The following is a 22,814-nucleotide window of genomic DNA, read 5'->3' on the forward strand; positions in this document are numbered from 1 at the left end:
CTAGAAATTATGAGATGGATTGTCCGTAGTCGCTAGAAAACACCAAAACCCATTACTGAAATACATTTTTTAAAGCCCACTCAGGATTACTCCTGACAGCCCGACTTTTATGGACGATCACAACAAGCGCGTTATTGAAACAGCCCTCCTGTGCGCGCAGGAGCCACTCACGGTTGCTGACCTGTCTCGTCTATTTGTCGAGGACATCACCACTGCTGATATTGATGAGACATTGCTTGAGTTGCAGCGCGCTTGGGACAATAAAGGCATGGAGCTGGTGCATATTGCAACTGGCTGGCGCTTCCAGAGTCGTTTATCGATGCGTGAGTATCTTGATCGCTTAACGCCTGAGAAGCCACCGAAGTACTCCCGTGCAGTGATGGAGACCTTGGCAATTATTGCCTATCGTCAACCAGTCACTCGTGGTGAGATTGAAGAAATTCGTGGTGTTGCTGTGAGTAGCAACGTGATGAAGCAATTAGAAGACCGTGGTTGGGTGGAAGTGATTGGCCATAAAGATACGATTGGCCGCCCTGGTTTGTATGCCACCACTAAACAATTTTTAGACGACTTGAGTCTGACTAATCTTCAAAGCCTGCCTATGTTGGAAGATGCAGCGCCGATGGCTGCTGCTGAACAATTAGGTCAGGTTGTCATGGAATTTGATCCTACTGCCACAGTAGAAACCGTTGTGATTGAAGAGTCTGAAGAAGTGGTAGTTGAAGAAAGCTCCGAAATCATCGCTGAAGAAGTTACCCCCGAGTCTGAAAACCCATCAGACGAAACAAAATAATTATTAATGACAAGTTCTAACGAAAACGATTCAACTCCAGTAGTACCTGCAGCAACGCCATCACATACTGATACAGGTTCTTCTCATGCAGAAGGCTCTCAGGGTGAGGGAGGTGAACGCCCGACACGAGATGATCGTGGCCCACGTCATCCCCGTCGCGCTGGAACAGGTAAGCACCCTTTTAATAAGAAGCGCCCCTTTAATAAGGACAAGCCTCGTCGTGAAGGTGAGACCTCGCAAGGTCCGCGTGAAGGTGGTGGCAATCATGCGGCTAAGTTAGCCCCAAATCCTGCAGACGTTGAAGCATTGTTTGCTTCGGTGGTGTCTGGTGAGTTTGATGCAGCCCTTGATGCGCCAGAAGCATTAGAGGTTAAAAATTCAGATGGCTTCAATGAGAATGAAATCTCTCATCAAACAGGTGCCGAGCGTCGCGCACAACGCGCACATGGTGCTCGCGAGGATGAAGATCCAGATGCGCCTACTGAAGAAGAGATGAGCAGTTTGCAGTTTACAAACATCGATGAATTGCCTCTCAGTTTGCGTGATGAAGTATGGTCTGACCTCGATGGTTTAGATGATGATGCTGATGACGAAGATACCGTCAAGCTCCATAAAGTGTTAGCAGATGCTGGCATGGGCTCACGCCGTGACATGGAAGATTTGATTGTGCAAGGGCGCGTATCAGTTAATAGTTTGCCTGCACATATCGGCCAACGTATTGGACCTACAGATCAGGTGCGCATTAATGGCAAGCAAGTGCATCGTAAGATTCAGACTAAGCCACCACGCGTCATTTTGTATCACAAGCCTGCTGGCGAAATCGTAAGCCAATCTGATCCAGAGGGTCGTCCAACCGTATTTGATCGCCTGCCAAAGCCTCGTCAAGGTCGCTGGATCGCAGTTGGTCGCTTGGACTTTAATACTGAAGGCTTGTTATTGTTCACCACCTCTGGTGAATTGGCTAATCGTTTAATGCATCCGCGTTATGGTGTGGAGCGAGAATACGCAGTGCGTATTTTGGGTGAGCTAAGTCAAGACAACACTGCACAATTAAAGAGTGGTATCAAGCTCGATGATGGTCAAGCACGTTTTTTACGGTTATCAATGGGTGGTGGCGATGGTGCAAACCGTTGGTATCACGTTGCTTTAACAGAAGGTCGTAATCGTGAAGTGCGTCGCATGTTTGAAGCAGTAGGTCACACGGTTTCTCGTTTGATTCGGACACGTTATGGCATGTTCCTTTTACCTCCACGTTTAAGGCGGGGAAAATGGGAGGAAGTTGAGGCCGGTGGCATCTATAACTTGATGAAGTCTGCTGGCTTAAAAATGCCACAGCCGCAAGATAAGAGTCGCAATCCAAATGCTGGTGGACAAAGTTGTAATCCTGCTAGCGCAGATTTCCAACCCGATCCAATGCAAACCTCGGTTTCTTATTGGGGCTCACGCGATGCTTTAACCCTAGCGAGTGGTCATAACGGTTTGACTCACCAAGGTAGGGGCGGCAAACCTGGCGGCAGTGGGTCTGGCGAAGGACGCGGTCCTTTCCGGGGTCGCACCCAAGGCGGTCGACCTGGTCAAGGCGGTGGTCAAGGCGGCCAAGGTGGCCAGGGTGGAAATGGCCAAGGCCGCAATAAAGGTAAAAAAGTACACCATGGTCAATCTGCATTTGTGACCGCCAACCCCCAAAGCCCTGGAAATGGGCCTAAGCGCGGCGCACCAAAAGGCCGAAAACCTTTTAATAAGGGCCCTAGAAAGCCCCGAAATCCTGGCGAAAGCTTCTGATTTCTAACAGTTTTCTCTAAAAATAAGCTATAATTTTGGTCTTGCAGCACAAACATGCTGCAAGTGTTGTTACCGACTGATGTTGCGATCAACGTAAGTCGGCCTGTTCTGAATTTCGAGAATATGGGCTTTGAAGCCCATTTTTTTTTGCCGTTTTGGTTTGAAGGGAAGTTGTGAGGGATCAGAAGATCATCTCTGCAGAGTTGGAGAACTTGGGCTACACGCTAGTCGATATTGAGCGTGAAGCTGGAGGATTACTGCGCGTCACAATTGAAAACCCGGATTACGAGCGTTTGATTACTGTTTTGGATTGCGAGAAGGTAAGTCATCAATTGAGTTACACCTTGCCGGTAGAAAACATTCCTTACGAGCGTTTGGAAATTTCTTCCCCAGGCCTGGATCGTCCCGTTAAGACAGCAGTTGATTTTGAGCGCTTCACTGGAATGGAAGTAGATTTGAAGTTGCGTGTTGCTGTTGGTAGTCGTAAGAATTTTCGTGGTGTATTGCAAGGTTTGCTGAGTGGTGAATTGAATTCACTGGATGCGAAATTTGGTTTGGTATTTGAGGGTGCTGATGGTCAGCCCTCTCAATTGGAGTTTTCTTTGGCCGAGGTCGATAAGACTCGGTTGGTCCCTGTTATTGATTTCAAAGGAAGAAAGTCATGAGCCGAGAAGTTCTCATGTTGGCAGACGCCCTAGCGCGTGAAAAGAACGTTGATCAAGCCATTGTGTTTGAGGCGCTTGAAATGGCGTTGGCATCAGCCACTAAGAAGCGTTACGCAACTGAAGATGTGGATATTCGTGTATCTATCGACCGTGAGTCTGGTGAATACGAAACCTTCCGCCGTTGGTTGGTGGTTCCTGATGAAGCCGGTTTGCAAGAGCCAGATAAAGAGATATTGCAATTTGAAGCCAAAGAGCAAATTCCAGATATGGAAGTAGGCGACTATATTGAAGAGCAAATCGAATCTTTAGCTTTCGGTCGTATCGGTGCACAGGCTGCTAAGCAAGTCATCTTGCAACGTATTCGTGATGCTGAGCGTGAACAGATTTTGAATGATTACCTCGAGCGTGGCGAAAAAGTCATGACGGGTACCGTTAAGCGTGCTGACAAGAATGGTTTGATTATTGAATCTGGCCGTGTTGAGGCATTGCTGCGTCGTGATCAAATGATTCCTAAAGAGAATTTGCGTTCTGGTGATCGCGTACGTGCATACATCCTCAAAGTGGATCGTGAAGCCCGTGGCCCACAGATCGAACTATCCCGTACTTGCCCAGACTTCTTGATCAAGTTGTTTGAGAACGAAGTTCCAGAGATGGAGCAGGGCTTGCTAGAGATTAAGGGTGCCGCCCGTGATCCTGGCATCCGCGCAAAGATTGCGGTGGTGACTTATGACAAGCGTATTGACCCAATCGGAACATGCGTTGGTGTGCGTGGCACACGCGTTACTGCAGTGCGTAATGAAGTGGCTGGCGAAGCGGTTGATATCGTATTGTGGTCGGAAGACCCAGCGCAGTTTGTGATTGGTGCTTTGGCACCAGCACAAGTATCTTCAATCGTGGTGGACGAAGAGCGTCACGCCATGGACGTGGTGGTGGATGAAGAGAACTTGGCAATCGCCATTGGCCGTAGCGGACAAAACGTTCGTTTGGCAAGTGATTTGACTGGTTGGCAAATCAACATCATGACTCCTGAAGAGTCTGCTGAGAAAACTGAAAAAGAGGCTTCTTCCGTACGCCAATTGTTTATGGACAAATTGGACGTAGACCAAGAGGTGGCTGATATTTTGATTGAGGAAGGTTTCAATACATTGGAAGAAGTGGCTTATGTGCCATTGTCTGAAATGTTAGAAATTGATTCATTCGATGAAGATACTGTGAATGAGTTGCGTACCCGCGCACGTGATTCCTTGTTGACGATGGAGTTAGCAAAAGAGGAGCGTATTGGCGAGGTGTCACAAGACCTACGTTCCCTAGAAGGAATGACCACAGAATTGATTGCCAAGCTTGCTGACAATCAAGTACATACCCGTGACGACCTTGCTGAACTGGCTGTTGATGAGCTAGTTGAGGCGACACAAATTGACGAAGAAACTGCGAAAACGCTCATCATGAAAGCGCGCGAACATTGGTTTACTTCATGAGAGGAAGTAGTGCATGGCAACAACAACAGTAAAAGTACTCGCTAAGGAACTGAAAAGAACTGCGGCTGACCTCTTGGATCAATTGAAGGCAGCCGGGATCGATAAAGGTTCTGAGGATGACAGCATTACCGATAAGGACAAAACTGCCTTGCTCGAGTATTTGCAAAAAGCACATGGCAATACTGAAGCAGGGGCTCGTAAGAAGATCACTTTGATCAAGCGCGAGAACTCTGAGATTCGTCAAGCAGACTCTGCTGGACGTACTCGTACTGTGCAGGTTGAAGTTCGTAAAAAACGTGTGCTAGTAAAAGCAGGAGATAAAGCACCTGTAGCTGAGGAAGCTCCAGCAAAATCAGCTAAAGCAGCTTCGCCAACTAAACCAATTTTGTCAGAAGAGGAATTGGAAAAACGCGCCGCTGAAGCCACACGTCAAGCCGAGCTATTAGCTCGTCAAGAAGCAGAGATGAAGGCGGCTGAAGAAGCGCGTCAAAAAGAAGCTGCTGCTCCTGCTGAGGATGACAGCAAAGCTTCTGACGCTGCAGCTGTTGAGAAAAAAGCAAAGGCAGATAAAGCTGCAAAAGAATTAGCTGCCAGCAAAGAAAAAGAGTTGGCGGATATTCGTTCACGTCGTGCAACTGCTGAGGCAGAAGCCTTAGCCATTCGTGACATGATGAGTGCGCCTGCTCGTGTCCTGAAGGCTCCAAGCGAGATTGCTGCTGAAGATGCGAAAAAAGGGACTTTACATAAGCCTGCTAAAGCTGAAGGTGCTGAAGATAAGAAAAAATCACCCGCTAAAGTTGGTGGCAAAACGATTAAGTCTTCCGAGACTTCATCTACTTGGCAAGAAGAGGGCGCTAAAAAACCAGGCGGTCTGAAGACCCGTGGCGATACCTCTGGTGGTGTGGGTGGTTGGCGTTCAGGTGGCGGTCGTAAGAAGCAGCGTCAAATCGCTGAAGCGAACGTCGATACCAACTTCCAAGTGCCAACTGAGCCAGTAGTGCGTGATGTGCATGTTCCAGAAACGATTACCGTGGCTGAGCTTGCTCACGCTATGGCAGTCAAGAGCGCAGAAGTCATTAAGTTATTGATGGGTATGGGCCAAATGGTTACCATCAATCAAGTGCTGGACCAAGATACCGCGATGATCATTGTTGAAGAGATGGGTCATAAAGCCCACGCTGCAAAATTAGATGATCCGGATTTAGATATCGGTACTGACGGTCATGATGCTGAATTGTTGCCGCGCCCTCCAGTGGTGACTGTGATGGGTCACGTTGACCACGGTAAAACTTCTTTGCTCGACAAGATTCGCTTAGCAAAAGTCGCCTCTGGTGAAGCTGGTGGTATTACTCAGCATATCGGCGCATACCACGTAGAAACTCCGCGCGGCATGATTACTTTCCTAGATACTCCGGGTCACGAAGCGTTTACCGCAATGCGTGCACGTGGTGCTAAGGCAACTGATATTGTGATCTTGGTAGTAGCTGCAGATGACGGTGTCATGCCGCAAACTAAGGAAGCGATTCACCATGCGATTGCTGCTGGCGTACCTTTAGTGGTTGCCATCAACAAGATCGATAAACCAGAAGCCAATTCAGAGCGTGTGAAGACTGAGTTAGTGGCTGAACAAGTGGTTCCTGAGGAATACGGTGGCGATGTGCCATTTATTCCGGTATCTGCCAAAACGGGCGAAGGTATTGATGCCTTGTTAGAAAACGTTCTTTTACAAGCCGAAATCTTGGAACTCAAGGCGCCTAAAGATGCTCCTGCACAAGGCCTTGTCATTGAAGCGCGTTTGGATAAAGGTAAAGGTCCGGTTGCAACGGTATTGGTTCAATCGGGCACACTTAAGCGTGGTGATATGTTGTTAGCGGGTTCTACCTTTGGTCGTGTGCGTGCCATGTTGGATGAAAACGGCAAACCCTGTAATGAAGCTGGCCCCTCTATTCCAGTGGAGATTCAAGGTTTATCCGAAGTTCCAGCTGCTGGCGAGTCAGTTCAAGTGGTTCCTGATGAACGTAAGGCGCGCGAAATTGCACTCTTCCGTCAAGGTAAGTTCCGTGATGTGAAGTTAGCTAAACAACAAGCATTCAAGCTCGAAACCATGATGGAAAACATGGAAGAGGGCGCGATTGAGGCGAAGTTGTTGCCATTGATCATCAAAGCTGACGTACAAGGCTCTCAAGAAGCTTTGTCACAGTCCTTAATGAAACTTTCTACACCAGAAGTCAAGGTACAAATCGTCCATGCTGCTGTGGGTGGTATTACTGAAACTGATGTGAACTTAGCGGTTGCCTCTAAAGCGGTCATCATTGGCTTTAACTCCCGTGCCGATGCAGCAGCCCGTAAGCTAGCTGAGAATAATGGTGTCGATATTCGTTATCACAACATTATTTATGATGCAGTGGATGAAGTAAAACTCGCCTTGAGCGGTATGTTGACTCCAGATAAGAAAGAAGAAATCACTGGCTTAGTTGAAATTCGTCAGGTCTTCTTGGTATCTAAGGTTGGCGCTATTGCAGGTTGCTTAGTTGTTGACGGTATCGTTAAACGTACATCAAGTGTGCGCCTCTTGCGTGAGAATGTCGTGATCTGGTCTGGCGAATTAGATTCGCTCAAACGCTTTAAAGATGACGCAAAAGAAGTTCGTGCTGGTGTTGAGTGTGGCTTGTCATTAAAAGGCTATAACGACATTAAAGAAGGCGATCAACTAGAAGTATTTGAAGTGACTGAAGTCGCTCGTTCACTCTAATTGATTCACTATGCATAAGACGAGCCCGCATCGTAACCAGCGTCTTGCTGATCAGATTCAGCGAGACCTGGCCGAGTTAATTCCTCGCGAGTTACGCAGCCCAAGTCTAGGTTTAATTACTTTGCAAAGTATTGAACTCTCGCCTGATTTGGCACATGCCAAAGTCTTCTTCACAGTGTTAGGTGCAGAACCAGAACATGCTCTGAAGGCTTTGCAAGAAAAAGCGGGTTACTTACATTCTTTATTGTTTAAGCGTTTGCATATTCACACTGTGCCAACTTTGCACTTTCACTATGACAGCTCAGTAGAGCATGGCATAGAAATGTCTCGATTGATCGACCAAGCTCTAGAGAGCGATCATCAAGACGAGAATAAATAAACATGTCCACGCGTATCGACGGCGTTGTATTGCTAGATAAACCCGCAGGCATGAGCTCTCAGGGTGCGGTAACCGCCGTCAAACGCGCATTCAACGCAGAGAAAGCAGGTCATACCGGTACCTTAGATCCCATGGCTACCGGATTGCTACCGATTTGCTTGGGTGAAGCCACCAAATATTCTCAAGACTTACTGGAAGCAGACAAAACATATATCGCTCAAGTGAAGTTCGGTTCTCGCACCGACACCGGTGATGCTGAAGGCTTAGTCATAGAAGAATTGCCATTACCTACTTTTGAAAATGAAGCGGCGATTCAAAACACATTAGATGGATTGCTAGCAAAATTTACTGGCCTCATCACACAAATACCGCCGATGTATTCTGCGTTAAAACGTGATGGTAAGCCTTTATATGAATATGCTCGTGCTGGTGTTGAGCTAGAGCGCACTGCGCGTGAGATTACGATTCACAAGATTCGCTGGACTAATATTCAATGGCCGGAAGCTACTTTAGAGGTCTCTTGCAGCAAGGGTACTTATATTCGTGTGCTCGCTGAAGATCTTGGTAACACTTTAGGTTGTGGCGCTCATTTAGTAGGGCTACGCAGAACGGAAGTAGGTCACTTAAGTCTTGAGCAATCCTTTACGATTGAATCTATTCAACAGGCTTTGCACGATAGCTCTAACTACATCCTCCCAGTGGATGCGCTCTTGCAGACTTTGCCCCATCTGACGGTAGATGAGCAACAAGCTAAACGTTTAGAAATGGGCCAGCGGGTTCCATTAAACCTGGCTTCCATTGAAGCTTTAGTTCGTATTTATCGCACTACAGCTGCACCCCATAACTTTATTGGCACTGCTGATTGGCGCTCTGGAGTATTGCATCCTAAGCGTTTGATTTCGCAGGCAACTTAACCTTTTTACTGATCTTTAACCTTAGAAGCTTCACATGACTAAACGCGCACTTCGTAACATTGCCATCATCGCCCACGTTGACCACGGTAAAACTACTTTGGTTGACCAACTCTTGCGTCAATCTGGCACATTCCGCTCTAATGAAAAAATGACCGAACGCGTCATGGATTCAAATGATCTTGAAAAAGAGCGCGGCATTACTATTTTGTCCAAGAACTGTGCAGTTGAATATGACGGCACACATATCAACATCGTCGATACCCCTGGACACGCAGACTTTGGTGGTGAAGTTGAGCGCGTACTCTCGATGGTGGATGGCGTGTTACTCTTGGTGGATGCGGTTGAAGGTCCAATGCCACAAACCCGTTTTGTCACCAAGAAAGCCTTGGCTTTGGGATTAAAGCCTATCGTGGTGATCAACAAGGTTGACCGCCCAGGCGCACGTTGTGATTATGTTATCAACGCAACCTTTGAGTTGTTTGACAAATTAGGCGCAACTGAAGAGCAGCTGGACTTCCCAGTCGTATTTGCATCTGGTTTGAATGGTTATGCCGGTTTGACTGATGATGTCCGCGAAGGGGATATGCGCCCATTATTCGATACCGTACTCAAACATGTTCCAGTGCGCGATGACAATCCTGAAGGTCCTTTGCAACTACAAATCACCTCTATTGAATACAGTACTTACGTCGGTAAGATCGGTGTGGGTCGTGTAAACCGTGGAACAGTGAAGCCATTGATGGACGTAGTCTTTATGGATGGCCCTGATGGCACTCAGCGTAAGGGGCGCATCAATCAAGTATTGAAGTTCCGTGGCTTAGAGCGTGAATTAGTAGATGAAGCGCAAGCGGGCGATATCGTATTGGTTAATGGTATCGAAGACTTGGCTATTGGTACAACCATTTGCGCACCAGACGTGCCAGAAGCGTTGCCAATGCTCAAGATTGACGAGCCTACCCTGACCATGAACTTCATGGTCAACACTAGCCCATTAGCTGGTCGTGAAGGCAAGTTTGTAACAAGCCGTCAGATTCGTGAGCGTTTAGACCGCGAATTAAAATCCAACATGGCATTGCGTGTTAAAGATACTGATGATGACACGGTATTTGAAGTGTCTGGTCGCGGTGAATTGCACCTCACCATCTTGGTAGAGACGATGCGCCGTGAAGGTTACGAGTTGGCTGTTTCCCGTCCTCGCGTGGTGTTCCATGAAGAAGACGGCGTCAAGATGGAACCATACGAAAACTTAACAGTCGACCTTGAAGACACCACACAAGGTGCTGTCATGGAAGACTTAGGTAAGCGTAAAGGTGAATTACTCGATATGGTGAGTGATGGCAAAGGTCGTACTCGTCTTGAGTACCGTATTCCTGCACGGGGCTTGATTGGCTTCCAAGGCGACTTCATGACCATGACCCGTGGTAACGGTTTGATGAGCCACACTTTTGACTCTTATGCTCCGGCAAAAGAAGGTATCTTGGGTGAGCGCCATAACGGCGTATTGATTAGTCAAGATGACGGCGAAGCCGTTGCTTATGCTTTGTGGAAGTTGCAAGACCGCGGCCGTATGTTTGTGAGCCCTGGCGATCCTTTATATGAAGGTATGGTGATTGGTATTCATAGCCGTGATAATGATTTGGTTGTGAATCCCATCAAAGGCAAGCAATTAACTAACGTTCGCGCCTCTGGTACCGACGAAGCAGTGCGCTTAGTTACTCCAATTGCTATGAACTTAGAGTACGCAGTAGAGTTTATCGATGATGATGAATTGGTTGAAGTCACGCCTAAGAGTATTCGGATTCGTAAGCGCTACCTCAAGGAGCATGAGCGTAAAAAAGCATCACGCGAATAAGCTCGCTCAAATGAAGTAACAAAAGCCACCTGCGGGTGGCTTTTTTCATTAACTTAGAACTTCTCTCAAAGGTAGATTATTGCCCCGCACAAGATTAGTGCGTCAGTAGTAGCTATGCCCAAAATTGGGTTAAAGTCGTCAAAAAGAGGGCATTCTTAATATTTCACCTTAATCAAAAGGAATAATTTGGAGTTGTAGGCTATCTGAAAGTAGATTCACCTGGGCTAAATATCCTGAATCAATCAAGGAGTAATTATGGTCGTTTACATCACTCGCAATATTGTCGCCAGAAAGCGTCGCAACGATGGTACGGATCAAGGTTGCTTTCCACTACATCCCGGCAAGTATGAGGCCAATAAAACCAATGATGGCGCCCTCGAAATTCTTCAAGATGCAGGTGAGCCAGTTTATTTACTGCCATTTATCTGGTGGGAGAAGATGGGGCTTGGGGATATCTTGATTGCGGCATAAGTAACCAAAGAAAGAAGAGAATTTAAATGAATTATCAGTACATCAAGACCGAGCAGGCGGATTTAATCGCTACCATTCGTTTCAATCATTACAGCAAGCGTAATGCTTTAAGTGAATGCTTGATTGAAGAAATGCACCATGCCCTTGATGTATTTGGTAAAGAAGATGTGCGTGTTTTGGTACTGAGATCTGACCAGAAGAATAAGGTATGGTCTGCAGGGCACGATGTGATGGAGCTGCCGAGATCTGAACGTGATCCCTTGCCAGCAGATGATCCTGTCATGGTGTTACTCAAGTCCATCCGCGCATTTAGAGCGCCAGTCATTGCAATGGTTGATGGCTCTGTTTGGGGTGCATCTACGGACCTAATTATGAGTTGCGATATTGCGATTGGGGATCATGACTCTACTTTTGCGATTACTCCTGCAAAGTTAGGTCTTCCGTATACTGCCAGCGGTATCTTGCATTTCATGTCCCGTATGCCACTAAATGTCGTAAAAGAAATGTTCCTAACTGCGGATCCGATTGGTGCAGATCGCGCCTTACAAATCGGTATTCTGAACCATCTTTATGTCTCTGGAGAATTAGAGGCAAAGACTTATCAAATGGCTAGAACGATTGCCTCACGTTCACCACAAGCTAACTCCGTTCTTAAAGCCCAGGCACAAATGCTCTCTGATGCAGCTGTGTTGAATCCTGCCGTATTCGAGCATCTTCAATCCCTTCGCAGGAATGTCTACATGGGTAGCGACTACCGAGAAGGTATTACTGCATTTTTAGAGAGGCGTGATCCAATCTTTGGTCAGGCCAAGTAAAAGCTGTAGTGCACTAGACTGTTTAATGCTGTTTAGCGGCAAAGCTATCTGCTTGCGCAATATCCCAGTAGAGCTGAAATACTTTTGGCAAAGTACTACCTTCCTCATTGGATAACAAGCTGCCTGCAGCAACGTCTGGTAAGAGGTCTTCAAGCAGCCGCACCTCATTTGCACTCACCCGTCGCACGATATGACGTGTGTTAATTTCAACTGGATGATGAAGGCCTGCTGCTTCCACAATTTCCTTGAGAGCCTTGAGTGTTTCTTTATGAAAGTGATACACACGTTCTGATTTATCAGTGACTACTAATGCTTTTTGTCGACTTGGGTCTTGTGTGGTGACGCCAGTGGGACAGAAGCCGGTATCACAAACTTGAGCTTGTATACAGCCGACTGAGAACATAAAGCCGCGAGCGCTGTTACACCAATCAGCCCCCAAGGCAAAGACAACCGCCATGTCAAAAGCGCTGATGATTTTTCCAGAGCAGCCAATTTTAATTTGGTCGCGTAAATTGGCTCCAACCAAAGTATTGTGTACTAGGCGCAAACCTTCTTGTAATGGAGTGCCAACATGGTTGCTAAACTCAACAGGAGATGCTCCAGTCCCGCCCTCAGTGCCATCTACCACGATGAAGTCTGGATAAATTTTTGATTTCAGCATCGCCTTCACAATCGCAAACCATTCCCAAGGATGGCCAATGCATAATTTAAAGCCTACTGGTTTGCCGCCAGAAAGTTCACGTAAGCGCTGAGTAAACGCCATCATTTCTAATGGGGTAGAGAAGGCGCTGTGCGAAGATGGCGAGACACAAGCTTCACCCACCTTGACACCACGTGCCTCAGCAATTTCTGGGGTGACCTTAGGTCCTGGCAAGATGCCACCATGACCTGGCTTTGCCCCTTGACTGAGTTTGATTTCAATCATTTTGACTTGGGGGTCTAGGGCATTCTCCGCATATTTTTTGGGATCAAATTGACCATCCTCTGTGCGGCAACCAAAATACCCCGAGCCAATCTCCCAAATGAGATCGCCGCCATGCAAACGGTGGTAACGAGAAATTGAGCCCTCGCCAGTATCGTGCGCAAAATTTCCTTTTTTCGCACCTAAGTTGAGTGCCATGACTGCGTTGGCACTTAAAGCGCCAAAGCTCATGGCTGAGATATTAAAGATGCTAGCTGAATATTTTTGGGAGCAATCTTTGCCGCCAATCTCAATTCTAAAGTTATAGTCAGAAAGATGAGTGGGAGCGAGCGACTGATTAATCCATTGATAACCGGGTGCCATGACATCAAGCGTGGTGCCAAATGGACGTTTATCTGAAACTGCCTTAGAGCGTGAGTAAACCAAGGTGCGCTGGCTTCTGGAGAAAGGTGTTTTGTCGTTATCACCCTCAATAAAATATTGCCGAATCTCTGGTCGAATAAATTCCAATAAGAAACGCATATGACCCAAAATGGGGTAGTTGCGTAACACAGCATGCCTCGTTTGGAGGCGATCATGAATTCCGACGAATGTCAGAAAGCCAAAAATAGCCAATGGGTACCATGCCGCAGCATTTACTAAAAGACCAAAGATGCTGATCAGGGTTCCAGTAATACAAATTACAAAAGTGCTAAGGCGTATTGGTAGGATGGGGCTCATTTTGCGCACTCACTTATGTCTGTTTGATAGCTAAGTATAAGCATGCAATAGAATCAATAGGTGACAGTCTCTCTACAATTTCATCAATATCGCTACTGACAGCCTATCCAATTTATGAAAGTTAATGCTGAAGGAGTCTCTTCATCACGCGTTTATTTGCCGGCTGATCAAAAATACCAAGATTTATTGGCTTTCTTTATTCACACCTTTCCCCATATTGAGTCTGGAGAATGGCAGACCCGTTTTGCTGAAGGTTTAGTCATGACCATGGATGGCGAGCCAGTGCATGGTGACGATCCTTATCAAGCGAATACCCATTTAATGTATTTCAGGCGATTGGCACGTGAACCTGAAATTCCTTTTGCAGAAGAAATCCTTTATCAGGATGAACATATCGTGGTTGCAGATAAGCCCCATTTTTTACCAGTGACACCCAGTGGCCTTTATTTGCATCAAACCTTATTGAATCGGCTTAAGAAGCGAACTGGTATTCAAACCTTGAGCCCGATTCATCGCATTGATCGTGATACTGCAGGCTTGGCGATCTTTTCAGTTAGACCAGCAGAAAGAGCGCAGTACCAAAATCTATTTAGAGATCGAGCAGTTAAGAAGGTATATGAAGCGATTGCTCCCTACCATGATGAGCAAGCCCTCAGATTGCCTATGACTTATCAAAGCAGACTAGTAGAGTCCGAACATTTTTTGCAGATGAAAGAAGAGCAGGGCGAGCCGAACACAGATACTTATATAGAGTTAATCGAAGTCGATAAGCCCTGGGCTCGGTATCGCTTAACTCCTGGTAGCGGTAAGAAGCATCAATTGCGTAGTCATTTAAATGCTCTAGGTATACCCATTCGGAATGATCAAATTTATCCACACCTGACGCCCTATCAAGAGTACGACCTAGATTTTTCCAAACCTTTGCAGCTCTTGGCGAAAGCAATTTATTTTGTAGACCCCATTAGCAAGCAAGAGAAATCATTTGTCAGCAAACGAGAGTTAAACCCACTTTCTTCTTCTACAAAATAGAGTCCGCATTGATCAGGCAATCCAGTGCCTTAATCATGTACCTCTGTAAGGAAAATACTGACTTTTACATGCTCTTGCGCTTGACTGCGTGTTTTTAAGTTGAAGTTTGATCTGCAATTCCTTAATTTTTATGAGAAATTTGTTGCAAATTGTGATGCATAGCAATAGGATAAATGTCCTATTTCAGTAAAGCAGAGCGAGTGATTGTCATGGAAACGATAAAAGTGCTGGTAACAAATCGCAAGGGTGGGGTTGGCAAAAGTACGATTGCCGCCAATCTTGCTGCGTACCTAGCTCTTCAAAAAGGCTTAAAGATTTCATTGATTGACTACGATGAGCAGAGCTCATCCTCTGCTTGGATTAAAAAAGCTCCCAATATTGGTATTGAGACCTATCGCGCTGAAATGTCTTATCAAAGCGCAGGCATGACTCTTTTGAGTGCTAGATCCTCTTTGCGTAAATTTTCAACAGGTTTTGATGTCAGTATTTCTGACCTCACTTGGACGCCAAATATGGCTGAAAATTTTATGCATGATTTCGATATTGTTTTGGTTCCTACTTCAACCTCTAAGTTTGAATTAGCGAGTACTGAAATTTTTATCTTGGAATATGTATTACGTAATTCGCCTTTGATTTCTAAAAATAAACAAATCATCATGGCAGTGCCTAGTAGAGTCGAGACCAATTTTGCAGAAACTAGCATCTCCACCAATCTTGCCTCTTTAGGTATGTGCTATATAACCCCGCCAGTACTGCGGGCCAATGAAATTGATAACTTCGTCTATGAAGATTTTTTCTGCGTCTCCAGTAATGCCACTATCTCAACTTACTTCTGCCGCTTCGGCGAGTTTGTAGCGCAACAGATTTTGGATAAGAAGCGTGAGCGCGAAGCGCCTACTTCTAAATTGGGCGCTATTTATTCTGGTCTGGGCAAAGGTATTTTGATCTTAGATCGCTACCGTCAGAATAAAAAGATATCTGGCATGCAGGCTCGTTCTCAAATGCAAGCATTTAAAGCGAGTGAACAGAGCCCTACTGATACTGCTATTCCGGCTTTTCTCAGCAAGCAAAACTAAAGAGGTGTGATGATGTTCGGTAAAAAAAATAATGAACATAAGTTCTCTGAACCTCAGATTGAATCTTTCGGGACGATTGTTGGCGCTGCTACTGAATTTCATGGCGCCTTGATGGTTTCTGAGAGCGTGCGAGTAGATGGCAAGATATTTGGCAATATCGAAGAGCGTGCTGGCCAAAGAATTACGATAGCGATTGGCAAGGGTGGTGAGGTACATGGCGATATTTATGCGTTTCGTGTTCTCATTGCGGGCATGGTGAATGGCAATACTTACGCACATGAGAGAGTAGAGCTGCACACAACTGCCAATGTCCATGGAGATGTGACTTACGACACGATTGGAATTGAGCCTGGTGCAACCCTCAATGGCCAGATGATTTCTAAAAGAGCAGAGCCGAACACAGCACCTGATTCAGCGACGCAGCTGCAAGATACGATCAATAAGATCAAGCAGGACGCCGGTATTTCTTCTTAGTTTTCCTTGTTTGCTGCTGGCTTAGTAAAAGCCAGCACATCCATAGGATTGAGTAGAGCGCCATTCTTATAAACGCTGAAATGCAAGTGTGGTCCTGTCGAGCGGCCAGTATTGCCGACCTCTCCAATTAATTGACCGCGACTAACAGTGTCTCCTTGGCTTACTAATAGTTTCTGACAATGCGCATAGAGGCTAGTGAAGCCTTCGCTATGTTTGATCTCAATGACGTTTCCTAATTCTGCATCGTACTTTGCCTTGGTGACAACGCCATTACCTGCAGCTAATACCTGCGTGCCGGGCTTGGCATTGAAATCAATACCAGGATGAAAGGCAGGACTATTAGTAATGGGGTCTACGCGTGCACCAAAGTTGCTACTTAAACCATAGCCAGCGGCCAGAGGTGGTTTTGTGGGCAATGGAATCAAGCGCTCGTATTTCTCAAGCCATATTTCTTTGAGGGACTGCATTTTTTTACTCAGACCTTCTGAAGACTCTAGCGTTTGGTTAATGCTTACTCGTAGACTGGGATTTTCTTCGGAGCGAATTTGATAAGGAAAGAGTGGTAAATAAGGACCGCCCTTACCAGTGCTGGCTTCGCTCTCTTTCTCTCTGTCTTTGCGCTTTTCTTTCATCGGCAGTGGTGTTGCCAGTGCAGCATATTGCTCGTTTATCTTGCTGAGCACATCTATTTTTTGGTCCATCGCCTTTAAAGAGCCTTGGAGCTTGCTGAGTTTTTCGCGATATTCTTCTTCAAGATGGAACAGCTCTTCTGAGGTAATCACGCCTCCCATATCACGTGCCATACCTGGATCAAATTTAATCGCAACCCTAAAGCCCATGAAATAGATGGCGCTACCAATCATGATGAACAACAGACCAAGTGCAGCAGCAAAACGCGTTAGTTGAGTTTTGGTGATATTAAATTTTCTGTAGTGGGAGGTTGCCCCAGAAATCCAGATGATTTGCATAATGTGACTCGATTAGTTCTTAGAGCTTGCTTGTGAGGCTTCAATGATGGAGTTTGTAATGCCTTGGCTGGCCAATTTTTTGGATAGCGCTTCTGCACTTTGTTGTGTTGCTAAGGGTCCAATTCGAACGCGATAGATATTGCTGCCATTAATTTTCGCGGGATCAACAAAGCTGGTGTAGCCTTTTTGATTAAATGCAGTCACCTGATCGTTGGCAATTTCTTTGGTAAAAAAAGCACCTGTTTGAATATAGTATTTTGAGTCACCACTTGCAGTATTTGCAGAGGCTTTCTCTGGGGCGACATTAGAAGGAGTTTGCGCTGGTGCTGCAGCTACCGCCGGTGGGCTGGATATTGCTGGTGCTTTCTCAGCAGGCTTGACATTGACTTTAGGTGCTGCTGCTTTTGGAGCTGGTTCAGTTTTATCAGTATTTTTGATCTCAGCCTGAGGGTTGCTCTTTGCAGAGTCTTTAGGGGTCTCGCTGGTCCCAAAATGCACTACCTTACGCACTACGCTAACGGAGTATTCGGTCTTGGTTTGAGAATTTTCCAACTTGATTTCAGCAGTGCTACCAACTTTGCCACGTAGCACATTTTTAATATTGGCTGGATCCATCCCTTTAAGGGGTGATCCATCGATGCTAATCATGATGTCATTGACCTGAATGCCTGCCTGAGAAGCCGGGGACTTGTCCTCGACATGCTTAACCACAATCATCCCCTCCGCATTTTTGGTGTAGCGGATCCCGATAACGCCTTGCTTGTCGCCCTCTATATTTTGAGCAAAAACCAGTTGCGTGGATAAAAGGAGAAGCGCGAGGAGGTATTTCACGGGTTTGTGGGCCTTAGAAGCTGGGTCGTATTGCGAGATTGCCGATCAAGGCTATTTTAATGTAGTTGTCAGTTCATGATGCTTGACTTGAAGTCTTTTGAAAAGACAGATAAATGCTCACAAAAAATGGGTAAAAAATAGGTATAAAACCCTTTTTAGGAGTTATTTTGATCAAGCTTTTTAAAGGGGGCAATTGGGCTATAAATGCTCTAAAGGGCTATCAGCATTGATAATTTCTATGAAAATGCTAAAATCGATTGGATTTAATGCCCCTTTTTCCTAATGCCATCCATTTTTACTGCAGTCCATCCCTTGAGAGCTAGAAAGTTGTGCCTATCGCACAAACTATTGCAATGCCTCTACGGTGCTTTATTACTGTCATTGATTAGTATTAGCCCTGCGTCTGCTTATGTGTCATCCCAAGGAATAGAAGATCTCTTATTAAAAGGGGACTCCAAAGCGGCGCTTGCCCAGGCCGAGTCACTCAAAAAAGATCTATCGCCCATTGACTATGCCAATACCAAAGCTTCTGCTTTATTAATGTTGGGTCAGTGGCAAGAGGCTGCTAATCTCTTAGAGCCTTTCTATTCAAAGGATAGCTCTAATCTCCTCGTGGCTAATAACTATGCAGTTGCCTTATGGGGAATGGATAAAAAAGACCAGGCAAGGAAGGTTTTAGAAAAAGCCTTAAATACTGCCTCTCCAGCTTTCAGAAGTTTGCGCAAAATTTATTCAGCACAGGCAGCAGAGGCCTATGCAAAAGCGCTCAATGAAAAGAATTCAGCTCCCCCACCCGTGCTCTTAGCTGCTGCTGGTAATGGCTCTGATTTAGTCGATAAGCCTGTAATAGTGGCACAAGCCCCAAAGGCAGCTGCCCCAGCACCAACTGCTGCCCCGAGCGCTCAGGCACCCAAGACTAGTCCTGTAGCCACCCCAGTGGTAGAGACTCCAGCCCAAGTTGCGGTAGCTGAGAAAGATGCGGCGCCAACTCCTCAAGAGCTTGAAGTGATCACTGCCAATATGGAAAATTGGGTCAAGGCGTGGTCGAGCAAAAACGTCAAGTCTTATTTGGCTTTTTACTCACCAAGTTTCTCGCCTGATAAGGGATTGTCTTATACAGATTGGTTGGAGCAGAGGAAGCAGAGGGTTGCCAAGCCGGGTGCGATTAATGTTGAAATCAGCATTATGAAAGTCGTTAAATCAAAGGGCAAAATTGTTGTAACCTTCAGGCAGAAGTACAACTCTGCAAACGTCAATACGAACTCTGTGAAGCTTTTGGAATGGGTTAATGACAAGGGCACTTGGTTAATTGCGCGTGAATTCAATAAATAACTCACCTCTCGATAGCGGAGCGCTGAAATTGCGTTGTAAGCTTTTATTGATTGCTTGCATCTGTATAACTCCCGTTGTTAGTTTGGCCAATGGGGACACTACAGTTCGGCAGGCTACGCATGAATTGGTGCGCAATGGCAATCTAGATAAAGCCATGGACATCTTAAATAAGTCTGAAGTCGAACACCCCAATTTCCGTTTAGCAACATTTATGCGCGCTGAATTGTTAACTGCGCTGACTGGCGGAGCTATTGCGAATAAGTCCAAGAGTGAAGTGCGTGATGGGGAAGCGCCACAGAATCTATTGTCCGAATTGCAGTTAAGAAACTCAGTCATTCCCAATTTAACTGATCTACGCCCAGCTCAAGTCTTAAAGATGCCTAAAAATGCAGATGTCATTTTGGTTGATGCATCACTCTCTCGCGCCTATCTCTTGCGCAATAAAGACGGCGACCCAGTCTGGGAAAAAGATTATTACGTCACTATTGGAAAGTTAGGCGTGGGTAAACAAAAAGAGGGAGATCTTAAATCACCTCTGGGTGTGTACTCCGTCACCATGCAAATTCCGAAGCAACAATTGAGATCTATTTTTGGCGCTGGAGCATTGGAGTTAAGTTTCCCGAATGCACTTGATAAGAAGTTGGATATTAGTGGCTCTGGAATTTGGTTGCACGGTGTACCTAAAGATACTTACAGCAGGGCTCCTAAAGCCTCTGATGGTTGTCTCGCTTTTGCTAACGATGATGTTCGAGAAATTATTGAGTTAGCGAGCAAGCGCCAAATTAATGTAACCGTAGTGCCCTCCGTTCAATGGCTCAAGAAAGCTGATTGGAGTGCACGCGCCACTAAGGTTAGCAATGAAATTGCCGCATATCGATCAGAGGGTCTTAAAAAGAAAATTGTTCGTCCACCCGAGGCTATCTACGCTACTGAGTCGACATCCACCTTGGTGATTGACCAGCCGATTGGTCAGGGCGAAGGCTCTGCAGTCTACCGAGAGTATTGGGATAAAAACGGTAATGGCTGGAACTTGAAGTTTAAGAGCCGCACCTAATTCCTGGGCTATGAGCCAGCCCCTCCGGCATTGGCATTTAAAGCGCCAGTTTTTGAACTAAGCAAACACTTTGCTTGAGACATTTGGGGCTGGTTTTGAGCTTCTTTGCCTTTCTTCCTAAGTTACAGAACCCGATTTAAGCCCCTTTTTTTAGGATTTTCCCTAGGATTGCACAAAAAACAGGCCAATCAGGATAGGATATACGCATAAGTTGGCATGACTTTTGTTTTTGTTTGGATCAGCCTATGGCTTGGATAGAATCGATGAATGACCAATGTATGTTGCTAGCTGGATTTTCCGGCGCTGATATTGCTCTGAAGATATAAAAGGATAAGCGTCGTATGCCAATGGTAAAAAACTGTTTAGCCAACAAATCGAATACACTGATTTCAGTGAGTTCCTCTGACTATGTTGTCAAAGTATTAGAGCTGATGCGCGATAATTTAGTGCGCTCCGTATTGGTGATTGATTCCGATCAATTAGTAGGAATTGTTTCCCAGGGTGATTGCGCTATTAAAGTGCTGCTTCCAGGTTTGAGTGCCAAAGAAGTATTAGTCAAAGCGGTCATGACCCCAAACCCCATCTCAGTAGCTTATGAAGATGATTTGCGAGACTGCATGCAAATCATGATTTCCAAAAGAATTCGCCACTTGCCTGTAGTGGATGAGGGCAAAGTCAGAGGTGTGATTTCTGTTGGAGATGTGGTGAAAGATACTTTGGAACACAGAACAGGTCAGATTCAATTTTTAGAGCGTTATATAAAAGAGTGGGATAGCTCTAAAAAAAATGATTCATAACTTTTTTAAAATCGTATTCATTCAAAAGGAAATCTTCTTAGTAAGAAAATAAATGGCACTATTTGGTAAAAAAACGCAGTCCGCTCCCGTACAGGCTCCTAAGGGACCTGAAAAAGTTGCGCCTGAAAATTCATACTTAGGACGTGAACCTATCATCGATCGCGATCAAGCGATCATTGGGTATGAACTTTTTTTTCGCCCGGGAACTACTCTGAAGGCAAAGCGGGTCAATGAACGTAATGAGGTGTTGGCGCAAATTGCTAAACGCCTAGCAGCAGATCCGAAGGCAGAAGTCACTTATCCTGATGAAATTACAGATGCTAATTTACGGGATGATGAGGGTAATGAAGTCAAAGAAGTCACTCTTAGTGAAATGCTCTACGCACTCAAGACTAAGGGTGTGGCTCAGTCACTTGGCTTGCATCTGGGTTTTATCAAAATTCATCCCCATCAATTAGGAGATGAGTTGCGCGGCATTCCTGCCATGAAGTTTCCTTTACAAATTGATTTGGCTGAGATCTTGGAGGCGATTAAAACTGAAGCCCCTCCGGATGAAACTGTGAAAGATAGTAAGAAGGATGCCAAAAATCCCGATGATCCAGATGCGCCTAAGGTGCCTGAGATTCTGGAAAAGCTCGAGAAGATGTCGAACATCGGTTACAAGTTTGTGCTGACGGGTTTGACAGAAGTATTTGATGGTCTCGAAGATATCTTGCCGAAGTTTCGCTATGTCAAGCTTGATATTCACCAGGTAGAGAATGCAGCCAGCTTGATCGAATTATGTAAAGCCACGCCTTTACCAAGAGATACCAAGTCGCCTGCGAAAAAAGGCGCAAAAGCCGGTAGTGATGGTGCTGTGATGCAGATGATTGCAACACATGTAGAAACTCCTGAAGATTTTCATAAGGCTCGCGACTTGGGTTTTGATGCTTATGAGGGCTTCTATTTCATTAAGCCTGATCCAGATCTGTCCTTACATCGTGGTGATGACTACCGCAAGATATTAAAGCTACTGACTTTGCTGCTTTCGTCGCCTGAACTCCACGAGCTGGTTGATGAAATTGAGATCAATCCAGTAGTGGCAAAACACTTAATGGTGATCGCAGAAGTCGATGCTGGCAGGAAGCGTGCAAAGCCAGAAAATGTTCGAGACGCTGCAGTGATTTCTGGAGTTAAGCGGATTACCCGTTGGACTCAACTCTTGCTCTATGCAGATAGCAAGGCTAAAGTTTCTTTGGAATCTACCCCCTTACTACAATTGGTTTGCGTCAGAGCATTCTTTATGGAATTAGCATCGGCTAAATTGCCAGCTGGGGCTGGATTGGGCTCGAGTGATTTGGCTTTCTTGGTTGGCGGATTATCCTTAATTGATAACCTCTTTGATGAGTCTAGTCGAGAGATCTTGTCTAAATTCAATTTGCCTGGAGTCGTTGTCGATGCGATTGCAGATCGCAGTGGCGTTTTAGGTAAATTACTCACCCTGGCTGAGGCTGCTGAGATTGGTAACTTAGAAAAATGTCAGCAGCTATGCGCTGGTGAACTGGGGTCATTGACTTTGGATGATGTTGCTCAAGATTCTCTGTTGGCTATTAAAACCTTCGTTGCGCAAACCCAGTTGGCTCCAGATGAGGACGTTTGGGAGCAAGCCGAAGTGACAGAGGAAGAGTAATTCAGTTAATAACGGAGTTTTAACCTGCTTATTAGCTGAGT

The 22,814-nt window shown here is 45.7% G+C and carries 20 protein-coding genes; 17 read left to right on the forward strand and 3 right to left on the reverse strand.

The annotated features are described in order from the left end of the window. The first annotated feature begins 109 nt into the window (after positions 1 to 109). The 10 genes from scpB (AOC29_RS03785) (at position 110) to scpB (AOC29_RS03830) (ending at position 11,901) form a co-directional block, all read left to right on the forward strand. Positions 110 to 793: an SMC-Scp complex subunit ScpB gene (scpB, locus tag AOC29_RS03785; RefSeq protein WP_215296705.1), complete on the forward strand. Its 684-nt coding sequence runs from the start codon at positions 110 to 112 to the stop codon at positions 791 to 793. Between the two features lie 6 nt (positions 794 to 799). After that, positions 800 to 2,575, forward strand: coding sequence for a pseudouridine synthase (locus AOC29_RS03790; RefSeq protein ID WP_215296706.1), 1,776 nt, complete (start codon positions 800 to 802; stop codon positions 2,573 to 2,575). Between the two features lie 173 nt (positions 2,576 to 2,748). Next, positions 2,749 to 3,240: a ribosome maturation factor RimP gene (gene rimP, locus AOC29_RS03795; RefSeq protein WP_215296707.1), complete on the forward strand. Its 492-nt coding sequence runs from the start codon at positions 2,749 to 2,751 to the stop codon at positions 3,238 to 3,240. After that, positions 3,237 to 4,718, forward strand: a complete 1,482-nt coding sequence (nusA, locus tag AOC29_RS03800) for a transcription termination factor NusA (protein WP_071465019.1) — start codon at positions 3,237 to 3,239, stop codon at positions 4,716 to 4,718. Before rimP ends, nusA begins: the two co-directional genes overlap by 4 nt. 13 nt (positions 4,719 to 4,731) lie before the next feature. Next, positions 4,732 to 7,470: a translation initiation factor IF-2 gene (infB, locus tag AOC29_RS03805; protein ID WP_215296708.1), complete on the forward strand. Its 2,739-nt coding sequence runs from the start codon at positions 4,732 to 4,734 to the stop codon at positions 7,468 to 7,470. Positions 7,471 to 7,480: 10 nt separating this feature from the next. After that, the gene (rbfA, locus tag AOC29_RS03810) at positions 7,481 to 7,849 is read left to right on the forward strand and encodes a 30S ribosome-binding factor RbfA (RefSeq protein WP_215296709.1); all 369 of its coding nucleotides are present in this window, start codon (positions 7,481 to 7,483) and stop codon (positions 7,847 to 7,849) included. Positions 7,850 to 7,851: 2 nt separating this feature from the next. Beyond that, on the forward strand, positions 7,852 to 8,763 hold the full coding sequence (truB, locus tag AOC29_RS03815) for a tRNA pseudouridine(55) synthase TruB (protein ID WP_215296710.1): 912 nt from the start codon (positions 7,852 to 7,854) through the stop codon (positions 8,761 to 8,763). 34 nt (positions 8,764 to 8,797) lie between these two features. Beyond that, a complete protein-coding gene (gene typA, locus AOC29_RS03820) occupies positions 8,798 to 10,615 on the forward strand; it encodes a translational GTPase TypA (protein ID WP_215296711.1) in 1,818 nt (605 codons plus the stop codon). 255 nt (positions 10,616 to 10,870) lie between these two features. After that, positions 10,871 to 11,086: a hypothetical protein gene (locus tag AOC29_RS03825; protein ID WP_215296712.1), complete on the forward strand. Its 216-nt coding sequence runs from the start codon at positions 10,871 to 10,873 to the stop codon at positions 11,084 to 11,086. A gap of 26 nt (positions 11,087 to 11,112) precedes the next feature. Continuing rightward, entirely contained in the window at positions 11,113 to 11,901 is a 789-nt protein-coding gene (gene scpB / locus AOC29_RS03830; RefSeq protein ID WP_215296713.1) for a methylmalonyl-CoA decarboxylase, read from the forward strand. A 22-nt stretch (positions 11,902 to 11,923) separates the two neighbouring features. On the opposite strand, the gene AOC29_RS03835 is transcribed toward scpB (AOC29_RS03830), so the two are convergent. Next, complete coding sequence (locus AOC29_RS03835; protein ID WP_215296714.1) at positions 11,924 to 13,543, reverse strand: FMN-binding glutamate synthase family protein; 1,620 nt, start codon at positions 13,541 to 13,543, stop codon at positions 11,924 to 11,926. Positions 13,544 to 13,657: 114 nt separating this feature from the next. Between AOC29_RS03835 and AOC29_RS03840 the strand changes: the two genes are divergently transcribed. From AOC29_RS03840 to AOC29_RS03850, 3 genes are all read left to right on the forward strand, one after another. Continuing rightward, positions 13,658 to 14,572: a pseudouridine synthase gene (locus tag AOC29_RS03840; protein ID WP_215296715.1), complete on the forward strand. Its 915-nt coding sequence runs from the start codon at positions 13,658 to 13,660 to the stop codon at positions 14,570 to 14,572. A gap of 173 nt (positions 14,573 to 14,745) precedes the next feature. Beyond that, positions 14,746 to 15,648 carry an AAA family ATPase gene (locus AOC29_RS03845; RefSeq protein WP_215296716.1) on the forward strand — a complete coding sequence of 301 codons (903 nt, stop codon included), beginning with the start codon at positions 14,746 to 14,748 and terminating at the stop codon, positions 15,646 to 15,648. A 9-nt stretch (positions 15,649 to 15,657) separates the two neighbouring features. Beyond that, the gene (locus AOC29_RS03850) at positions 15,658 to 16,122 is read left to right on the forward strand and encodes a polymer-forming cytoskeletal protein (protein ID WP_215296717.1); all 465 of its coding nucleotides are present in this window, start codon (positions 15,658 to 15,660) and stop codon (positions 16,120 to 16,122) included. On the opposite strand, the gene AOC29_RS03855 is transcribed toward AOC29_RS03850, so the two are convergent. Together AOC29_RS03855 and AOC29_RS03860 are read right to left on the reverse strand one after the other, a co-directional pair. Then, positions 16,119 to 17,090: a M23 family metallopeptidase gene (locus tag AOC29_RS03855; RefSeq protein WP_215296718.1), complete on the reverse strand. Its 972-nt coding sequence runs from the start codon at positions 17,088 to 17,090 to the stop codon at positions 16,119 to 16,121. The two genes, AOC29_RS03850 and AOC29_RS03855, sit on opposite strands and share 4 nt — an antisense overlap. A 12-nt stretch (positions 17,091 to 17,102) precedes the next feature. Then, positions 17,103 to 17,921, reverse strand: a complete 819-nt coding sequence (locus tag AOC29_RS03860) for an SPOR domain-containing protein (RefSeq protein ID WP_215296719.1) — start codon at positions 17,919 to 17,921, stop codon at positions 17,103 to 17,105. Positions 17,922 to 18,203: 282 nt separating this feature from the next. On the opposite strand from AOC29_RS03860, the gene AOC29_RS03865 reads away from it, so the two are divergent. The 4 genes from AOC29_RS03865 (at position 18,204) to AOC29_RS03880 (ending at position 22,773) form a co-directional block, all read left to right on the forward strand. Next, a complete protein-coding gene (locus AOC29_RS03865) occupies positions 18,204 to 19,253 on the forward strand; it encodes a tetratricopeptide repeat protein (RefSeq protein ID WP_215296720.1) in 1,050 nt (349 codons plus the stop codon). Beyond that, positions 19,237 to 20,307, forward strand: a complete 1,071-nt coding sequence (locus AOC29_RS03870) for a murein L,D-transpeptidase family protein (protein WP_215296721.1) — start codon at positions 19,237 to 19,239, stop codon at positions 20,305 to 20,307. Before AOC29_RS03865 ends, AOC29_RS03870 begins: the two co-directional genes overlap by 17 nt. Before the next feature lie 341 nt (positions 20,308 to 20,648). Further along, the gene (locus AOC29_RS03875; protein ID WP_215296722.1) at positions 20,649 to 21,104 is read left to right on the forward strand and encodes a CBS domain-containing protein; all 456 of its coding nucleotides are present in this window, start codon (positions 20,649 to 20,651) and stop codon (positions 21,102 to 21,104) included. Between the two features lie 52 nt (positions 21,105 to 21,156). Further along, on the forward strand, positions 21,157 to 22,773 hold the full coding sequence (locus tag AOC29_RS03880; RefSeq protein WP_215296723.1) for an EAL and HDOD domain-containing protein: 1,617 nt from the start codon (positions 21,157 to 21,159) through the stop codon (positions 22,771 to 22,773). The last annotated feature ends 41 nt before the right edge of the window (positions 22,774 to 22,814 follow it).

The organism is Polynucleobacter sp. JS-JIR-5-A7 (assembly GCF_018687935.1).
Classification (GTDB): domain Bacteria; phylum Pseudomonadota; class Gammaproteobacteria; order Burkholderiales; family Burkholderiaceae; genus Polynucleobacter.

What these genes read in the sequence shown, in the direction of transcription:
- scpB (WP_215296705.1), top strand. Translation starts at nt 110, where the DNA reads ATGGACGATCACAACAAGCGCGTTATTGAAACAGCCCTCCTGTGCGCG.
- scpB (WP_215296713.1), top strand. Translation starts at nt 11,113, where the DNA reads ATGAATTATCAGTACATCAAGACCGAGCAGGCGGATTTAATCGCTACC.
- AOC29_RS03880 (WP_215296723.1), top strand. Translation starts at nt 21,157, where the DNA reads ATGGCACTATTTGGTAAAAAAACGCAGTCCGCTCCCGTACAGGCTCCT.
- AOC29_RS03850 (WP_215296717.1), top strand. Translation starts at nt 15,658, where the DNA reads ATGATGTTCGGTAAAAAAAATAATGAACATAAGTTCTCTGAACCTCAG.
- infB (WP_215296708.1), top strand. Translation starts at nt 4,732, where the DNA reads ATGGCAACAACAACAGTAAAAGTACTCGCTAAGGAACTGAAAAGAACT.
- AOC29_RS03845 (WP_215296716.1), top strand. Translation starts at nt 14,746, where the DNA reads ATGTCCTATTTCAGTAAAGCAGAGCGAGTGATTGTCATGGAAACGATA.
- truB (WP_215296710.1), top strand. Translation starts at nt 7,852, where the DNA reads ATGTCCACGCGTATCGACGGCGTTGTATTGCTAGATAAACCCGCAGGC.
- rbfA (WP_215296709.1), top strand. Translation starts at nt 7,481, where the DNA reads ATGCATAAGACGAGCCCGCATCGTAACCAGCGTCTTGCTGATCAGATT.
- AOC29_RS03790 (WP_215296706.1), top strand. Translation starts at nt 800, where the DNA reads ATGACAAGTTCTAACGAAAACGATTCAACTCCAGTAGTACCTGCAGCA.
- AOC29_RS03825 (WP_215296712.1), top strand. Translation starts at nt 10,871, where the DNA reads ATGGTCGTTTACATCACTCGCAATATTGTCGCCAGAAAGCGTCGCAAC.
- AOC29_RS03865 (WP_215296720.1), top strand. Translation starts at nt 18,204, where the DNA reads ATGCCATCCATTTTTACTGCAGTCCATCCCTTGAGAGCTAGAAAGTTG.
- AOC29_RS03840 (WP_215296715.1), top strand. Translation starts at nt 13,658, where the DNA reads ATGAAAGTTAATGCTGAAGGAGTCTCTTCATCACGCGTTTATTTGCCG.
- AOC29_RS03835 (WP_215296714.1), bottom strand. Translation starts at nt 13,543, where the DNA reads ATGAGCCCCATCCTACCAATACGCCTTAGCACTTTTGTAATTTGTATT.
- AOC29_RS03855 (WP_215296718.1), bottom strand. Translation starts at nt 17,090, where the DNA reads ATGCAAATCATCTGGATTTCTGGGGCAACCTCCCACTACAGAAAATTT.
- typA (WP_215296711.1), top strand. Translation starts at nt 8,798, where the DNA reads ATGACTAAACGCGCACTTCGTAACATTGCCATCATCGCCCACGTTGAC.
- nusA (WP_071465019.1), top strand. Translation starts at nt 3,237, where the DNA reads ATGAGCCGAGAAGTTCTCATGTTGGCAGACGCCCTAGCGCGTGAAAAG.
- AOC29_RS03875 (WP_215296722.1), top strand. Translation starts at nt 20,649, where the DNA reads ATGCCAATGGTAAAAAACTGTTTAGCCAACAAATCGAATACACTGATT.